This is a genomic window from Mesorhizobium waimense, from assembly GCF_003601975.1.
Lineage (GTDB): Bacteria > Pseudomonadota > Alphaproteobacteria > Rhizobiales > Rhizobiaceae > Mesorhizobium > Mesorhizobium waimense.
On sequence record NZ_QZWZ01000058.1, the window covers coordinates 18923 to 33409 of the forward strand.

Here is a 14487-nt window from a genome sequence, read left to right on the forward strand (position 1 = left end):
AAACCGCCGACCGACGACAATCGATCCATTAAAACATATCATCGCATGGTGATGATATGTTTCCATATATCAGCTCTTGCAGATTTTGCACCAAATGATATGCTGAAGCGTATCACAGACCACCACTGATATATAAAGACATATCAATGCCCTACGCGACAGACGAGATTCTCCAGACACTCCGCGGTGCCCGCGAGTACAGCGGGCTCAGCCAGCGCGACCTCAGCGCCCGGATCGGAGTTCCGCAAAGCCATATTTCCAAGATCGAGAGCGGCGCGACCGACCTCAGGCTTTCAAGCCTAGTTGAGTTCGCACGGGCGCTCGATTACGAACTGGTCCTGGTGCCGCGCAAGGCCCTGCCGGCGGTCGAAGCCATAGTCAGCAGCGCTTCGGCCACGCTCAGCGTCGAAGCCCGCCAACGTTCCCAGGTATTTCATCGCGCCCAGGCAGCCCTCGCAAGACTAAGCCGCGATGACCCCGAGGCCGCGGAAATCCGGCGTCTCGATCAGACACTGCGCGAGCTTGCGAACTTCCAGCTCGGCAAAAATGATCTCGAGGCGCTGCGCGCCATCGCCGACAGACTGATGAAACTCCCGGCCGGTCCTGCCGCACTTCCCATCATCGAACGCGTCTCGCGGCAACTTAGAGGGCTGCGCAACAGGATCGCCCACGCGCTCCCGCAAGCGCCGCGCCCTGCCTACGAACTCGACGAGGATGACGAGGATGCCTGACGTTTCCATCCTCGATGTCCGGCTCTACGGCGAGAAGATCGGAACGCTCACGCTCATTGCGGGCGATCGCACGCTGTTCGCCTTCGACAAGGCCTATATCGACAATCCAGAGCGACCGACGCTCAGCCTGTCGTTCAAGGACCAGTTCGGCCAGCTCCTGACCGAATTCCGACCCATAAATGTCAGAGTGCCGCCCTTCTTTGCGAACCTCCTGCCCGAAGGGCCGCTGCGGGCCTACCTTGCCGAGCGGGCGGGCGTGAACGAAAAGCGCGAATTCTTCCTGCTCTGGGTTCTCGGTCGCGACCTTCCCGGCGCGCTCACCATCGTGCCGGCGGACGCGGAAGCCTGGCCGGACCTCAAGGACGAGGGCGACGAGGACGCGCGCCGCACGCGTCGCACGAATGCCCTGCGATTTTCGCTGGCGGGCGTGCAGTTGAAGTTCTCGGCGGTGAAGAACGCTGGAAGGGGCGGAGGTCTTACGATTCCCGCCAACGGCGTCGGCGGTTCGTGGATCGTCAAACTTCCCTCGCAGGTCTACGGCGGTGTGCCAGAGAATGAGTTCTCGATGATGAGCTTGGCGGCGAAGCTCGGCATGGACGTGCCCGAGTTGCAGCTGCTTGACACCAATGCGATCGACGGCCTTCCCGAGGGAATGCGTAGTATGAAGGGCCACGCGCTCGCCATCCGGCGCTTCGACCGCACCGACGGCGGTCCGGTGCATATCGAGGATTTCGCCCAGGTGTTCGGTGTCTGGCCGGACGACAAATACAAGCGCGCAAGCGCGCGCAACATTGCGACTGTGCTTGGCGTTGAGGCCGGAGACGACAGCGCCGGCGAGTTCATCCGCCGGCTCGTCTTCAACACGCTGATTGGCAATGCCGACATGCACCTGAAGAACTGGTCGGTGATCTATCCCGACCGGCGGTCAGCGGCGCTCGCTCCAGCCTATGATTTCGTGTCGACCATCCCCTACATCCGAGACGAGTTCGCCGCCATCAAATATGCCCGCACCAAGCGCATGCGGGAGCTCTCGCTCGACGAGCTCCGCTACCTCGCGGCGAAGGCGCACCTGCCCGAGAAGCTGGTTGTCGATACCGCGCGCGAAACCGTCACCCGATTCCGTGACGAATGGCCGGAGGCGAAGAAGACGCTCCCCGTTGCGCGCGCCGTCGCCGACGCGATCGACGCTCACCTGCAAGACCTCGCGCTGATTGCCGAGGCCTGAACAATGGGCTTGCAGCCGATGATCCACGGACCTGCGCTGCCCGCGAGCCGCCTGTCCCTCTATCGCACGGGCACGCCGGGCTGCATTGGGTCGAGACCGCCATCGATGTCCTCGGATATCTCGTGCCGGAGCTTCGGTCCTTTCGCCAGCCGACGCCCCAGCGCGGTGACGAAGGCATCATAGCGCTCGCCAGCCTTGGCGTGGGCAGCCTGCGCTGCGGGCTCGGGCAACGCTGGTGTTGTCGCCAGCCAGAAGCGGACGAAAACAGCGAGCGTCTCCACGGCAATCGCGACATCGCGCTCCTGCCGTGTCATGCGGCGATCGAGTTGGTCGAGCCGCTTGGTGATCGCCGCCTCCTGTCGCTCGGTGGCATCGGGCGACAGAAACGATTCGATGGCCGCCTCCGAGACAAGCGACCGTGAAAGATCTCGGCGCGCGGCATGTTCGACCAGCCTGCTCATGACCTTCGGATCGAGATAGACGGACAGGCGTTGTTTGCGGGGCGACGTTGCCATCGGAGCCTCACATATCCACACCGTCGCCGGGGTCGAGCGACGCCTGTCGCGCAATGCCTTGCATCAGTCGCGTCAATCGACGATTGCGGGCAACATTGTCTTCGTCGCCGTGGTCAAGGTGATCGATCTCGAATTCGTTCTCGGTCGAAGGCTTCACGACCTGCTCGACGCGGCTGAGCTCAGGTTGCCGACGACGCTCGGACTCAGTTGTATCGTCATCTGTGGCCGACGGCGCCGACGTGGCTTCGGCAATCCGGGGACGGGAAGGCAGAGGCAGTTTCGTCCAGTCGTCCGGTCTCCCCTCCACTGCTGCCACCAACGCCGGAGGCGGAGAGATACGCTCCCGGAAGCGAGCATCCTCATGATAGCGCGCCTTTTTGGCGCGGATCGGTGGCGCACCCGAGACCATGACAATCTCGTCGGTGGCCGGCAGTTGCATCACTTCACCCGGCGTGAGCAGCGGACGAGCCGTCTCGGAGCGTGAGACCATGAGATGACCGAGCCACGGCGACAAGCGGTGGCCGGCATAGTTCCTCATTGCCCTCATCTCGGTCGCTGTTCCCAGCGCGTCGGACACCCGCTTGGCCGTGCGCTCATCATTGGTGGCAAAGCTTACCCGGACATGGCAATTGTCGAGGATCGAGTTGTTTGCGCCGTACGCCCGCTCGATCTGATTCAGGGATTGAGCGATCAGGAAGCTTTTCAGGCCGTAGCCGGCCATGAAGGCGAGCGCAGACTCGAAGAAGTCGAGACGGCCAAGCGCCGGGAACTCGTCGAGCATCAGGAGCAGCCGGTGCCCTTGTGCCCTCACCTGGAGATCTTCAGTCAGGCGGCGACCGATCTGATTGAGGATCAGGCGAATGAGCGGCTTGGTCCGGTTGATGTCGGACGGCGGCACGACGAGGTAGAGTGTCGTTGGATGCTTGTCGTCGACAAGATCGGTGATGCGCCAGTCGCAGCGGCGGGTCACCTCTGCCACGACAGGATCGCGGTAGAGGCCAAGGAACGACATGGCGGTGGAGAGCACGCCAGAGCGCTCGTTGTCGGATTTGTTCAAGAGCTCCCGCGCGGCGCTGGCGATGACCGGGTGCGGACCGGCTTCACCCAGATGCGCCGTTTTCATCATCGCGGACAGCGTCGATTCGATCGGACGCTTTGGATCGGAGAGGAAGCCGGCCACGCCGGCAAGCGTCTTGTCCTGCTCGGCGTAGAGAACATGCAAGATCGCGCCGACCAGCAGGGCATGGCTGGTTTTCTCCCAATGGTTTCGCCTCTCGAGCGAGCCTTCGGGATCGACCAGGATGTCGGCGATGTTTTGCACGTCGCGGACTTCCCATTCGCCGCGGCGCACCTCGAGCAATGGATTGTAGGATGAGGATTTCGGATTGGTGGGATCGAACAGCAGGACACGGCCATGCCTGGCGCGGAAGCCCGCGGTGAGTTGCCAATTCTCGCCCTTGATGTCGTGAACGACGGCTGAGCTCGGCCAGGTCAGCAGTGACGGGACGACGAGGCCCACACCCTTGCCCGAACGTGTGGGCGCGAAGCACAGCACGTGCTCCGGTCCATCGTGGCGCAGATAGGCGCCGTCAAATCGCCCAAGCACCACGCCATCGGAGCCGAGAAGGCCAGTTGCCTTGACCTCCTGCTTGTCGGCCCAGCGGGCGGAGCCGTAGGTCTCGACCTTCTTGGCCTCGCGAGCCCGCCAGACCGACATGCCGATGGCGACAGCGACGCAGGCGAAACCGCCGGAAGCCGCGATAAAGGCTCCCTCCACGAAGATCGACGGAGCGTAGGCATCGAAGCCATACCACCACCAGAAGAAGGACGGCGGAAGGTAAAACGGGAAGCCCAGGACACGGAACCATGGCCTGCCGAGCTCGGGCTGGAACGCCAGGCGCCAGGCCACCCACTCCGTCGCGCCCCAGGTCGTGAAAAGTACGATCATCAAGACGGCGAGGATCTGGCCCCAGAGTATCTTGGTGGCGGACATAGAAGCGGTCCTTTCTTCAACAGGAGGTTAGAGGCCGAGCCCACGCATGCGGGCGAAGCTCCAGTCGATGCCGCCGTCATTGCGAGCGACGCCAGAGACGTGGCGGCCAAGATGTTTTTCCAGGGACGGCGTCCAGGGCACCAGTTGGAAACTGAGGCCGTCATCGATCATGGCGAAGCGGCCGGACGCGAGCGTGAAACGTCGCCGGTAGGAACCGGTGACGTGTTCGCCGCCGCGGGCGCGGTTAAAAGGCTGGCCGGTTTCGGCCGAGAGCTTTTCGCCGAGCGCCTCCAACTCGCGGCGACGCAGCGTGTCGATCAGGTTGCGGGTGAAGGTTGTGCGTTGGCCATGCCGCGCGCCGAGGCCCTGTTGGACGAGATGGTCCGCACGGCGCTTCATCGCCTGCCGCACCTCGGCGCCGAAGCCGCCTTCGGATAGTGCAATCGGTTCGCGGGCGATATTCTGGCGGTCAAGCCAAGTTGCGCCGGCGGCGGTGGTCTGCCGCTCAATGTCGAGATCGGAACGGACAGCGAGCGCCGCGCGCCCGTGCCCCTGCGCGTCATGGAACTTGCGCAGCTCGACGATCGAACCCGGAGCGCTGTCGCCCGCGGCGTCGAGGTCGGACAGCTTGATGTGATGTGTGCGGCCGTCGGTGCCATCGACCACGGCGTAGGCGCTGCCCTTCAGCTCATCATCGAGACCGCGGTCGACCAGCCGACCCACGATCGGCGTGTCGAGGCGCTCCGCCGCCAGCACATAATTCGCCGAGCCGCGCTCGACGCCCTGTTCTGTCAGGGCGCGGTGCATCCGCTTGATGATGTCACCGCGTTCGCCAAGTTCGCGCAGCGTCGCCTCGGCCTTGTCGTCGATCATCCATTGGCCCGGGCCGACCTGTTCGGCAAGGCCAAGGGTTTCGAGCTTGCGCATCCGCCCGACCTTCAGCACGTGATACTCGTCGGGCTGGCCGTTCAGGGTGGAGGCAAGGTCGATGACGCCTCGGTCGCGCCCGTCGCGAACAAGTTGCCGGTCAAGCTGGGTCCAACGTTCGGCGTCGACCTGGCGCTGCAGATTTCGGCGGATGTCGAGATCGCTGCGCGGGCCGAGCTCCTGCGTAACAAGATCGGCCGCGCGCGCGCGCATCCCCTCCTTGATGTAATCGCGCGAGATCACGAGATCTTGCCCGTCATCAGCGTGGCCGCGCAGGATGATGTGAAGGTGCGGGTTGTCGGTGTTCCAGTGATCGACGCCGGCCCAATCGAGCTTCGTGCCGAGGTCCTTTTCCATCTGCCCCATCAGATCGCGGGCGAAGGATTTGAGGTCCGCCATGTCGACGGCATCTTCGGGCGAGACGATGAAGCGGAAGTGGTGCCGATCATCGCCGCACCGCTCGGCAAAAGCACCGCCATCCACCGCATCGGCTTCCGGCCCGAACAGCCTTGCCTTCTCCCCGTCACGGGTGACGCCCTCGCGGCGAAGATAGGTGAGATGGGCCGCAAGCGGCGCTGCGCGCGCGTGATGACGCACGAGCCGCGTCTTGATGATCACGGCTCGCGAGCGGCCGGTGAGGAGACGATTGGCGCGCACGCTCGCCGTGCGGCCACGCCCGAAGGTCGAGCGATTGCCCGGACTGATCCGGCCGGCGCGAGAGATACGAGCGCCGGCCTTCTGGGCGGCGGCAAGCGCCTGCGCGATGAAGGGCCTGGCGCGCTGGGCGCCAGACGAGCGGATGCGGCCGGGGCGGATTCGAAGATCGTCCTCGCCAGTCATCTGAGAGATCCCGCACATCGTCTCAAGGCACGGAAATCACAGCGAAAACACGGTTCTGGCGCGGTGCACCAAATCTTCGCACCTCGCGGAAATGCTGCATAACCTCTTGAAACAACACAACCGATCGCCGCCGCACCTCGCGGCCTTTTATCTCGCCATCTTCCGGTTGTTCTGCACACCTTCCGCCACCATCCACGCCACGGTGCGCTGGAGCTCGCGGTTGCGCGAAGACGCCGGCACGCACTCATGGCTGGATCCCTTCGCCCGCTCGCGCCACGAAGAGGCCTGCGGACAGCGGCACGATGGCGGAGACATCGCGCACGGTGGGTGCAGAACTCGCGTCATTTGGTGGTCGCTCGGTCGGCACGAGAGCGACAGCTTGGTTGCGATCCGGCTGACCTACGAAGAGCGAGCCGTGCTTCCAGGGAATGGCCTCGACAGACGTGACTGCGAAAGGGCGCATACCCTCGCTTTCACCGATGAGGGGGGAAAGTCCTGCGACATAGGCGCGGGTCTCGGCCGGTAACGGACGCCCAGTGAGATAAGCTTCGTAGCGCGCAGGTCCCGCGTTGTAGGCGGCCAGAAACCCCGGCGTTCCGAAGCGATCGTGCAGTTCGCGCAGATACGCCGTTCCTGCCAGGATGTTGTCCCGGGCATCGAACGGATCGTGGCCGAGCGACCAGCGGGCGCGCAGATCATCCCATGTGCCGGGCATGATCTGCATCAAGCCGCGGGCGCCTGCGCTGGATATGGCGCGCACATCGCCCGCACTTTCCTTGCGCATGATGGCGCGTATCAACGCGGTCGGAACGCCGAAGCGGTGCGAGGCTTCTGCGATATGCGTGCCGAACGGATCGTCCTGCGACGATCGCGCGATGGCCAAGTCCCGCGCCCCAGTCGCCGCCGGCATGACGGTCGCGGCGGAGAGGCCGCAAAGGAGGAGCAGAGCCATGCGCCGGGCAGCACGAAGCGGCCCGGACGCACCGCGATGGCTCGTCGACGGACGGCGAGCGCGCATCGTTCACTCCTTCTCGCTGCGGTCGCGCGGTCGCGCCCAGTGCAGCGACCAGGACGTCTTGTCGTCGCCATTGCGAAAGAGGTTCGCGCGTATCGGCTGGGCAAAGGTCGGGTCGTCGAGCTGGATCGAGACATAGTCCCCGGCCTTCTCGCTGGAGCGTTTCCAGCCGGCACCGATCTCGGGGCCGTCCTCGCTTCCGGCGTGAACGCGGTAGTCAGGCGCATTCTCCGTTTCGCTCGCCTCTGCCGCCACAATGGCGATATCCAGGTTGAGGCTGAGCGTGTGGATGCGCCCGCTATAGCCAGTCTTCTGGCGCGTGAATTCCCCGATCTGTTGCATGTCAGGCTCCTGTTTTCAGTGGTGCGGTGATGATGGCTGGCGGCACCACGCGCGCCGCCGGTCGCGCGCTCACCGCGTCGGCGCGCGCCATTCGAAGCGGCCGTTTTTCCCCTCGTCGGTCCACAACGGGACCGCGCGACCGATGATCTGGGCTGTGGAGATGAGGCCGAAGTAGCGACCGTCAAGGCTGTCGCGGACCTGCCAGTTCATCAGGAAGACTTCGCCGGTCGAGACGCGGCGACAGCCCTGCCAGACCGGCAGATCACGTCCGGCCCGATCACGCTGCAGCGCCACGCCAGCCTCAATGCCATCGACGGTGATGGTGAGGTTCGAGCGACAGACAGATTGCCCGGATGCCGCGACGATGCGTTTCAGGAGCGGCACGCCCCTCGGCAGATAACCGCGGTCGGCTAGGAAGGACGCCAGTGGCTCGGACGCCTTGACGGCGACAAGATCGCCGATCTCGAACGGGCCTTCCAAGTCGATTGTGTAGAGGCCGATCGGTGCGCTGGCTGACGCATTCCAGATGAGCTTCGTGGGCATCGAAGTGAGGCCGGGATAGCCGACGCCCATGGTTGCGAGAACGCTAGCGAGGATGATCCCGGCGCGCGTCACGGCTCGGTCCTCTTGCGCAGCAGGAAGGCGCGATGTTGGTCGAGTGTGTAGGCGCGCGGCGCGTGGCCGGCGGTTATCCGGTTGTGGATGTGTCGCCAATGGTCGGGCGACACCAACTCAGGTTCGATGTTGAGGCGCTGGATGGCATCGATCGCCTGTAGAACGCGTTCGACCCTGGGCCAGCTCTCGACCTTCAGAAGGATGTCGCCGCCGGGGCGCACGAAGGGCAGTGTCTGATAGGCTTCGCCACTTGCGACCGCACGCACGATGTCGATGCGTGAAATGATCGTTCCAAAATCGTTCGCGGCCCAGCGAACGAACGCGAAGACCGTGCCGGGGCGATAGGACAGGATGCGCAGGCGACGATCAACAGTCTGTTCCTGCGCGTGCGTGCCGAACCGTATCCAATTCTCAATCCTCTTCTCGACCCAAGTCAGTTCGACATGGGTGAGATTGTCGCGGGCGTGGCGCGTGGCGACGATCATCGGCTGCCTCCGAAGGGCGGATCTAGAGGCGGATTCGAGGCATCGGAGGCGCTGGGTGCCGTGCTGCTACCGCCAGAAACCGTTGACGTGTTCGGGGTCTTGTTGGTGGTTACGCTGAGTGCGTCGCCGGCTCGCAGGACGAGCCTCTGCACATCGCGCGCGCGCACTTCAAAGTTAGATTCTGGGTTAGACTCTAAGTTAAGGGCGCGATTTCGGCTTTGGTTTCGGGAGGTTAGGCCGCGTTTGGGTTCCTGATAGCACGAGCCTGCGGTTCCCGATGGCACGACAGGTCCGGTTCCTGATAGCACGAGGCCGTCCACAGACCTTCCACAGGAGCCGATCCGCTCGAAGGCGAGCAGCGCCCTGCCGCCAATCTCCACTTCCAGCGCAAGGGTGTAGCCGGGCAGCGGCTGGCGGCGGATGATGTCGCGCAGCTCGAAGGCAAAGCGCTTGTAGGGCGACAGGCTGCCGGATTTCAGGTGCAGGTGACGGAAGTCGAAGCGCCAGCCGTCGCGCTGGCGTCCGCCATGCTTGCGCACCAGCCGATAGAGCCAGCGCTCCAACCCACCAGTCAGGTCGAAGTAGCCGCGATCGATCGTCAGCACGAGCGCGTCATCGAGGACCGCCTGGTAGAACCAGTCGGGGACGATCAACTCGATCCCCGCGGGCTTGCCATGGCGGTCGATGCGCTCCTGCCACTCATTGATCCACGAGAAGCGGTGGCGCCGGCCTTCGGCGGGCTGACGGATGGTCGTCGAGACGGTCGTCGACTGCAGCCGATCGAGCGCCGCCTTCAGGCGCTGATAGTCGCGCAGGCTCTTGCCTCGGCCCACGAAGGTGAGGATCTCATAGGGCGTGGCTACCATCAGCCGCGAGGTGCGAAGCCCGCTGTCACGCGCCTCGACGATCTGGCTGGCGGCCCAGATGAGGATGTCGGCGTCCCAGATGGTCGCCATGCCGTGATCGGGTACGGCTTCAACCCGGATCGTGACGTTGCCGGCGGCAAAATCGATCGGGGTGATACGATGGGTCTTGGAAAGGGCGAAGAACGGATAGGCCATGAGATCCTGCGCGTCCCGCGGGGCGAAGTCGCCAGGCAGCGCCCGGAACAGGTCGAGCTGCCCGCGCTCCGAAAGGGTTTGGTTTCGCGCCACCATCTGGAAATCCGCGCGCGATCAGCGTGCGTATCGTCCGCCATGCGCCGGCGGCGTCGGTGTATGACGCTTGGCCGGCAGGACCGACCCACGCGGATCGGATGTAGAGGTGACGGCGCCGCGTTCGGCCCAAGCCTGAAGATCGTCGACGGCATAGACGACACGGCCGCCGAGCTTGCGGTAGCCAGGACCGGTGCCATAGGTACGGTGCTTTTCGAGCGTGCGGGCCGACAGGCTGAGGAAATCCGCGGCTTCCTTGGTGCGTAGGAAGCGTGGCGGCAAGACGGCGATATCGGGTCGCATGGGTCGGACCTCCGTGGGGTTTTGGGCCGCCGCTGGCGTTCAGCGGTGGGCGGCGACCACGGTGGCGGAGAATGGGCTTCGCAAGGGATGGGGAAGTTGAGGGGAGCTAAAATCCCCACCCCTTGTCCGGGGCCAGAACCGCTACGATCGACGGCGATGACGCAGGATCTGCAAATAGCCACCGCCAATCATGGCGGTGGCGCCTTCGACGAGGCCGATCACCGCATCGCGCAGCGCGGAGGTCTTCCAGGGATCAGCGGCGACGCGCTTAAACCCGTAAAGGGCGATGGCGATGTCGCGGTAGCTCGCGCCATTCGAGTGGCCGTCAGCGGCCTGCATCATCAGACGGAAGCGGCGGCGTTGTTGCGGGGTCATCCGTGTGTCCGAAGGTGCTGGGCGTCCCTGCAAGGTACGCCAGAACCGGGTGAGCGCTTCGATTCGTCCCAACGTTTCTGCGTCCAGGGGAATCAAGGCCGCCAGAGGACCGTGCGGGTCACTGCCGGGCAGAAGAAGAAGTTGAGTGACGACACCTGCACTATGGACAATGTGGCGCCCTTCCGGACTGTCGTGGTCCACGCCCAGGCCAGTCAACGGCGCGGCCGGCGTGGATATTAGGAAATCCGGCGCACCAACTAGGGGAACCACGGCTGGATCGACATCAGGCGACCAGAGAACGTCTTGCGCCAAGGCGGATAAGTCCGGTCTAGCCGGGAAATCGCAACCCCCACAGCCGCTGTGCCTCAGGCCGCAACAGTGCTTTTTCGGCTCTTCTGGTCAGGAGCGCCCGGTAGTGCCGTTGATAGGGTTCGTGACGTCGCAGACACTCCCAGGCGAGCCCTTCGATCGGCAAAGTATCTAAATAGTCATAGCTGTCATTGTCTCGCCAATGCGACGTATCCGGCCTCATCCAAGAGCTCCTCGCAAACAACGCGTAGACCCCGCCTCCAAACGATTCCGGGTTGTAGCGATTGGCGGAAGACCCTTGCCGGGCATCGGGTGATGCCACTTCGGCATCACCCGCGAACGACAGGCGCTGTGGTGCTAGTTGCTGGATCGACGCAAAAGATGACGGTAGCCTGCACGCGCCATCCAGCGCGCTCGCTCCAGATGGCTGTCGTGGATGCGCCGGGCGCGTTGTGGCTCCTTCGCCAGATCGATGCCGAAGAGAATTTCAACAACCTCGCGCCAGTCCGCGCCGTCGTCGGCGGCGTCTAGCAGACGCACATAGAGCTTGATGTGCTCCCGATCGTATTCGGTGAGTTCGTCACTGGTCGGCGCGGTTTCGTCAAACGGCTCGATCATCGCTTGCCTCGTCTCCACAGAGTGAGCCTGCATTTTATAGAAACAATTTTGCCAGCGGAGGATGGTCTATAAGCATCAGGCGATGCGGTTTCGGCATCGCTCTCGGCTTGAGTGAACCGAACGGAACGTCCGCGGAAGAAGGCCCCGGCCTTCGCGGGTCCTTAGTCACCTCGCGGCGCGTTCGGGCGTGACCAGATGAGCGAGAAACCCTCACCTTCCTCGTCGTCGAAGAGATTGGCGTAAATCGGGGCGTTGAAGCTCGGATCGTCGAGCTTGAGACCAAGATAGTCGCGGCCCTCGCCCACACATTCCAGGCTCCAGATCCCGCGCACCTCAAACGCCCTCGTCACCGGCCGCGCTGCCGCCAACGACTCCCATTGCGGATCAAGGTCCGCGCCTGTGGGATTGTGATAGCAGCCGCGCAGCAAGACGACGTCTCCCGCTTCAGCCTCTCCCAACGCCGTCATCATCTCATCGAATGTGAGACGCTGGGACATTGGGTGAAGTACGGGTAGGTTAAGACGTGCAATCCGGCAGCTCCAAAGATGAACCAGTCGGGCCTTCGATCTTTGCATCGCCAATGAGTAAGTGGGCTGCAATTTTCACCATTGGTCGATGTGACCGTAGTTGCGTCGCGAGCCGGGCAAAGCCCGGCGAGCCGCAGCCACCAAGTTGATGCGAGCACGACAAATGGATCGTAGACTTTTTGATCAGAAGCTACGCGGCCGGATATCCGGCCGCGTAGTGTCGGACGGTCAGGCCGCCTTTTCGAGTAATACCTTCGCTCTTCCTTCAAGCTCAAGCCGACTGTCCTGATGGGATTTGGTGCGAGCGTGCGCTGTCATCCCTTGCACGAAATCGAAGATACTTTCGGGTGGCCTGCCTTCCTCCTGCAAGACGGCCTCGATGATCTTGCCGGTTTCGGCCTTGGAGAGCCCGCGCTTACGCAGAAACGTTTCGCGGTCGTCATCGCTGCGGGCGACGATCTTCTCGCGGGCGGCCTTGATGCCGGCGATGAATGGCGCCGGTGAGGAGTTCGCGAAACTCGTCAAGGCCGGCGCTGCCTCATAGGCAAAACGCTGCGCCGCAAACTTCGAATGCCGGATGCTGATTTCTTCAAAACCTTCGACACCCCAAAGGTTGCGGTTCATGCACACCGCGCGAAGGTAGAAAGACGCGATGCCAAGGGTCTTCGATCCGACTTCGCTGTTCCAGCAATAGAAGCCACGGAAATACAAATCCGGCTCTCCGTTCGGCAGCCGTCCCGCTTCGATGGGATGGGTGTCGTCCACCAGAAACAGGAAGACGTCGCGGTCACTGGCGTAAAGCGTGGTGGTGTCCTTGGTGATGTCGACAAAGGGGTTGTGCGTCATGGTCGCCCAATCCAGCGTTCCCGGCACTTTCCACATGGTGTCGCCGGTGCCGTTGCCGGCGATCTTCATGACGGCCGCGACAAGCTCGTGGTCCCAGATGCGGCCATAGTCCGGGCCAGTGACGGCGCGAAGCTCGATGCGTCCGTCTTCTGCCTCCAAGGTTTTCACAAGCTCGGCGCGATGGGAAAGCAGGCCGTGCTGCAGATTGATGCCAGCCAGCGGCGCCGGTAGCTGGCGCATGTAAGTCGCGGGTGCACCGACAAGGCTGCACAGCTGGCCGAAGCTCCAATGTGTGGGTGCTAGCGGCTGCTCCTGTCCGGGAACAATGAGCGAAAGCCTTTCCGCATTTTCACTAGATGCCTCGACCTTCACCGCCCGGCTCTCCACAGTCCGGGCCGTGGCTCGGTCCGCACGGGCGCGCACGCTGTCGTAAAGTTCGGTGAGCGACAGATAGCGCTCATCGTCGGGGCGTGAAAACCATTCTGACGACACGCGACCGACGCGCTCGCCGCGCGAGATATCTACCCGAAAGCCGCCGGAAACAGGCTGCTGCTGGCCGTTCTCGATGCCGTTGCTATTCGTGATCAAGTTCATTGCTCTCACTCCTTTTCGTCAAAGCCGAAGGCATGTCCCCCGGCATGCCTTCCGGGGGCGCGTGAGCGCGCGGGAGTGATGGGGGCCAATGCGGTCGCGCGGAGCCGGGCTGCGCGGTCGAGCGAAGCGGATGGAATCGATCTGAGAGTTGTGTGATCAGTCAGCCGCTTTGCGAGCCGGCGGCCCTGCTCTGCAACAGACGGCAATGGCGGGGAAGCGAGGGAAAGTCCCCTCGCTTCCCCGAAGGCTATGGGCAAGGTTATCCGCAGTCGATCAGAACGATGAAAGCGAAGCTTGCCATTACAATATTGGCGAGAGGAGTGGATTGTAGAAAGGAAACGGACTATTTGCCAAATTGGCGGAACGGGTAAATCACACGTCTTTAGTGCGTCCGATGAGACAAGAGGAAAACTGCATGACCATTTCACCCCAACAAGACGGCCAAACGGATATCGTGTCGATCGCCGCCGACATTGTCGCCGCCTATGTGTCGAACAATCCACTGCCGGTGGGTGAACTGCCAAAGCTGATCGGCGACATTCATGCCGCGTTGCAAGGGATCGGCACACCTGCGGCTGAACCCGTGGTGAAACTGGAACCAGCGGTATCGATCCGGAAGTCGGTGACGCCTGACTACATCATCTGCCTGGAGGATGGGAAAAAATTCAAATCGCTGAAGCGGCACCTCAACGTGCACTACAATCTCAGCCCTGACGAATACCGGGCGAAGTGGAGCCTGCCCTCTGATTATCCGATGGTGGCGCCGAACTATGCTGCCGCCCGCTCGGTGCTGGCGAAGGCGATCGGGCTCGGACGCAAACCAGCAGAGCCCGCGCCGGCGGTGACACCCAAAGCGAAACGGACTGGTCGCGCGGTCGCCGCGGCGACCGCGCCGGTGACCGCGAAATCTCCGGTTAAGAAACCGCGCAAAATTGCTGCCAAGGCCTAGCACTACTTTGGCAGATTTTTGAAAGCGGCGGCACTTTTGGGATTCCCAGGGCGCGATTTGCGTGATTCATGGGTGGTCGGCTTTGTGGAGGGCCGGCCATGGATACGCATTGGAAGACAGATCT

At 63.1% G+C, this 14487-nt stretch carries 17 protein-coding genes; 3 read left to right on the forward strand and 14 right to left on the reverse strand.

What is annotated here, in order from left to right; genetic code table 11:
* The first annotated feature begins 146 nt into the window (after positions 1 to 146).
* Both D3227_RS35455 and D3227_RS35460 read left to right on the forward strand, forming a co-directional pair.
* A complete protein-coding gene (locus D3227_RS35455) occupies positions 147 to 731 on the forward strand; it encodes a helix-turn-helix domain-containing protein (protein ID WP_120018774.1) in 585 nt (194 codons plus the stop codon).
* The gene (locus D3227_RS35460) at positions 724 to 1956 is read left to right on the forward strand and encodes a type II toxin-antitoxin system HipA family toxin (protein WP_120018775.1); all 1233 of its coding nucleotides are present in this window, start codon (positions 724 to 726) and stop codon (positions 1954 to 1956) included. Before D3227_RS35455 ends, D3227_RS35460 begins: the two co-directional genes overlap by 8 nt.
* A 59-nt stretch (positions 1957 to 2015) precedes the next feature.
* On the opposite strand, the gene D3227_RS35465 is transcribed toward D3227_RS35460, so the two are convergent.
* The 14 genes from D3227_RS35465 to D3227_RS35525 all read right to left on the reverse strand — a co-directional run bounded on the left by D3227_RS35465 (position 2016) and on the right by D3227_RS35525 (position 13414).
* Positions 2016 to 2471, reverse strand: coding sequence for a ribbon-helix-helix protein, CopG family (locus D3227_RS35465; RefSeq protein WP_120018776.1), 456 nt, complete (start codon positions 2469 to 2471; stop codon positions 2016 to 2018).
* A 7-nt stretch (positions 2472 to 2478) separates the two neighbouring features.
* Complete coding sequence (locus D3227_RS35470; RefSeq protein WP_120018777.1) at positions 2479 to 4464, reverse strand: conjugal transfer protein TraG; 1986 nt, start codon at positions 4462 to 4464, stop codon at positions 2479 to 2481.
* 27 nt (positions 4465 to 4491) lie between these two features.
* Positions 4492 to 6231 (reverse strand): relaxase/mobilization nuclease domain-containing protein, encoded by a 1740-nt coding sequence (locus tag D3227_RS35475; RefSeq protein ID WP_120018778.1) that lies wholly within the window; start codon positions 6229 to 6231, stop codon positions 4492 to 4494.
* 244 nt (positions 6232 to 6475) lie between these two features.
* Entirely contained in the window at positions 6476 to 7249 is a 774-nt protein-coding gene (locus D3227_RS35480; protein WP_120018779.1) for a lytic transglycosylase domain-containing protein, read from the reverse strand.
* 3 nt (positions 7250 to 7252) lie between these two features.
* Positions 7253 to 7588 (reverse strand): DUF736 domain-containing protein, encoded by a 336-nt coding sequence (locus D3227_RS35485; protein ID WP_120018780.1) that lies wholly within the window; start codon positions 7586 to 7588, stop codon positions 7253 to 7255.
* A gap of 69 nt (positions 7589 to 7657) precedes the next feature.
* Complete coding sequence (locus D3227_RS35490) at positions 7658 to 8203, reverse strand: S26 family signal peptidase (RefSeq protein ID WP_120018781.1); 546 nt, start codon at positions 8201 to 8203, stop codon at positions 7658 to 7660.
* A complete protein-coding gene (locus D3227_RS35495; protein WP_120018782.1) occupies positions 8200 to 8688 on the reverse strand; it encodes a DUF2840 domain-containing protein in 489 nt (162 codons plus the stop codon). Before D3227_RS35495 ends, D3227_RS35490 begins: the two co-directional genes overlap by 4 nt.
* A complete protein-coding gene (locus D3227_RS35500; protein ID WP_120018783.1) occupies positions 8685 to 9845 on the reverse strand; it encodes a replication initiator protein A in 1161 nt (386 codons plus the stop codon). The genes D3227_RS35495 and D3227_RS35500 overlap by 4 nt, the downstream gene beginning before the upstream one ends.
* 18 nt (positions 9846 to 9863) lie before the next feature.
* Positions 9864 to 10145, reverse strand: a complete 282-nt coding sequence (locus D3227_RS35505) for a helix-turn-helix transcriptional regulator (RefSeq protein WP_109672573.1) — start codon at positions 10143 to 10145, stop codon at positions 9864 to 9866.
* 141 nt (positions 10146 to 10286) lie between these two features.
* Complete coding sequence (locus D3227_RS35510) at positions 10287 to 10832, reverse strand: DUF2285 domain-containing protein (protein ID WP_245452056.1); 546 nt, start codon at positions 10830 to 10832, stop codon at positions 10287 to 10289.
* A 16-nt stretch (positions 10833 to 10848) separates the two neighbouring features.
* Positions 10849 to 11052 carry a transcriptional regulator domain-containing protein gene (locus tag D3227_RS43295; protein ID WP_245452057.1) on the reverse strand — a complete coding sequence of 68 codons (204 nt, stop codon included), beginning with the start codon at positions 11050 to 11052 and terminating at the stop codon, positions 10849 to 10851.
* Between the two features lie 134 nt (positions 11053 to 11186).
* Entirely contained in the window at positions 11187 to 11447 is a 261-nt protein-coding gene (locus D3227_RS35515) for a DNA -binding domain-containing protein (RefSeq protein WP_120018788.1), read from the reverse strand.
* A 161-nt stretch (positions 11448 to 11608) separates the two neighbouring features.
* Positions 11609 to 12022 (reverse strand): DUF736 family protein, encoded by a 414-nt coding sequence (locus D3227_RS43300; protein WP_120018784.1) that lies wholly within the window; start codon positions 12020 to 12022, stop codon positions 11609 to 11611.
* Positions 12023 to 12202: 180 nt separating this feature from the next.
* Positions 12203 to 13414 (reverse strand): DUF932 domain-containing protein, encoded by a 1212-nt coding sequence (locus D3227_RS35525; protein WP_120018785.1) that lies wholly within the window; start codon positions 13412 to 13414, stop codon positions 12203 to 12205.
* Positions 13415 to 13829: 415 nt separating this feature from the next.
* On the opposite strand from D3227_RS35525, the gene D3227_RS35530 reads away from it, so the two are divergent.
* A complete protein-coding gene (locus D3227_RS35530) occupies positions 13830 to 14363 on the forward strand; it encodes a Ros/MucR family transcriptional regulator (protein WP_120018786.1) in 534 nt (177 codons plus the stop codon).
* Positions 14364 to 14487: the final 124 nt, after the last annotated feature.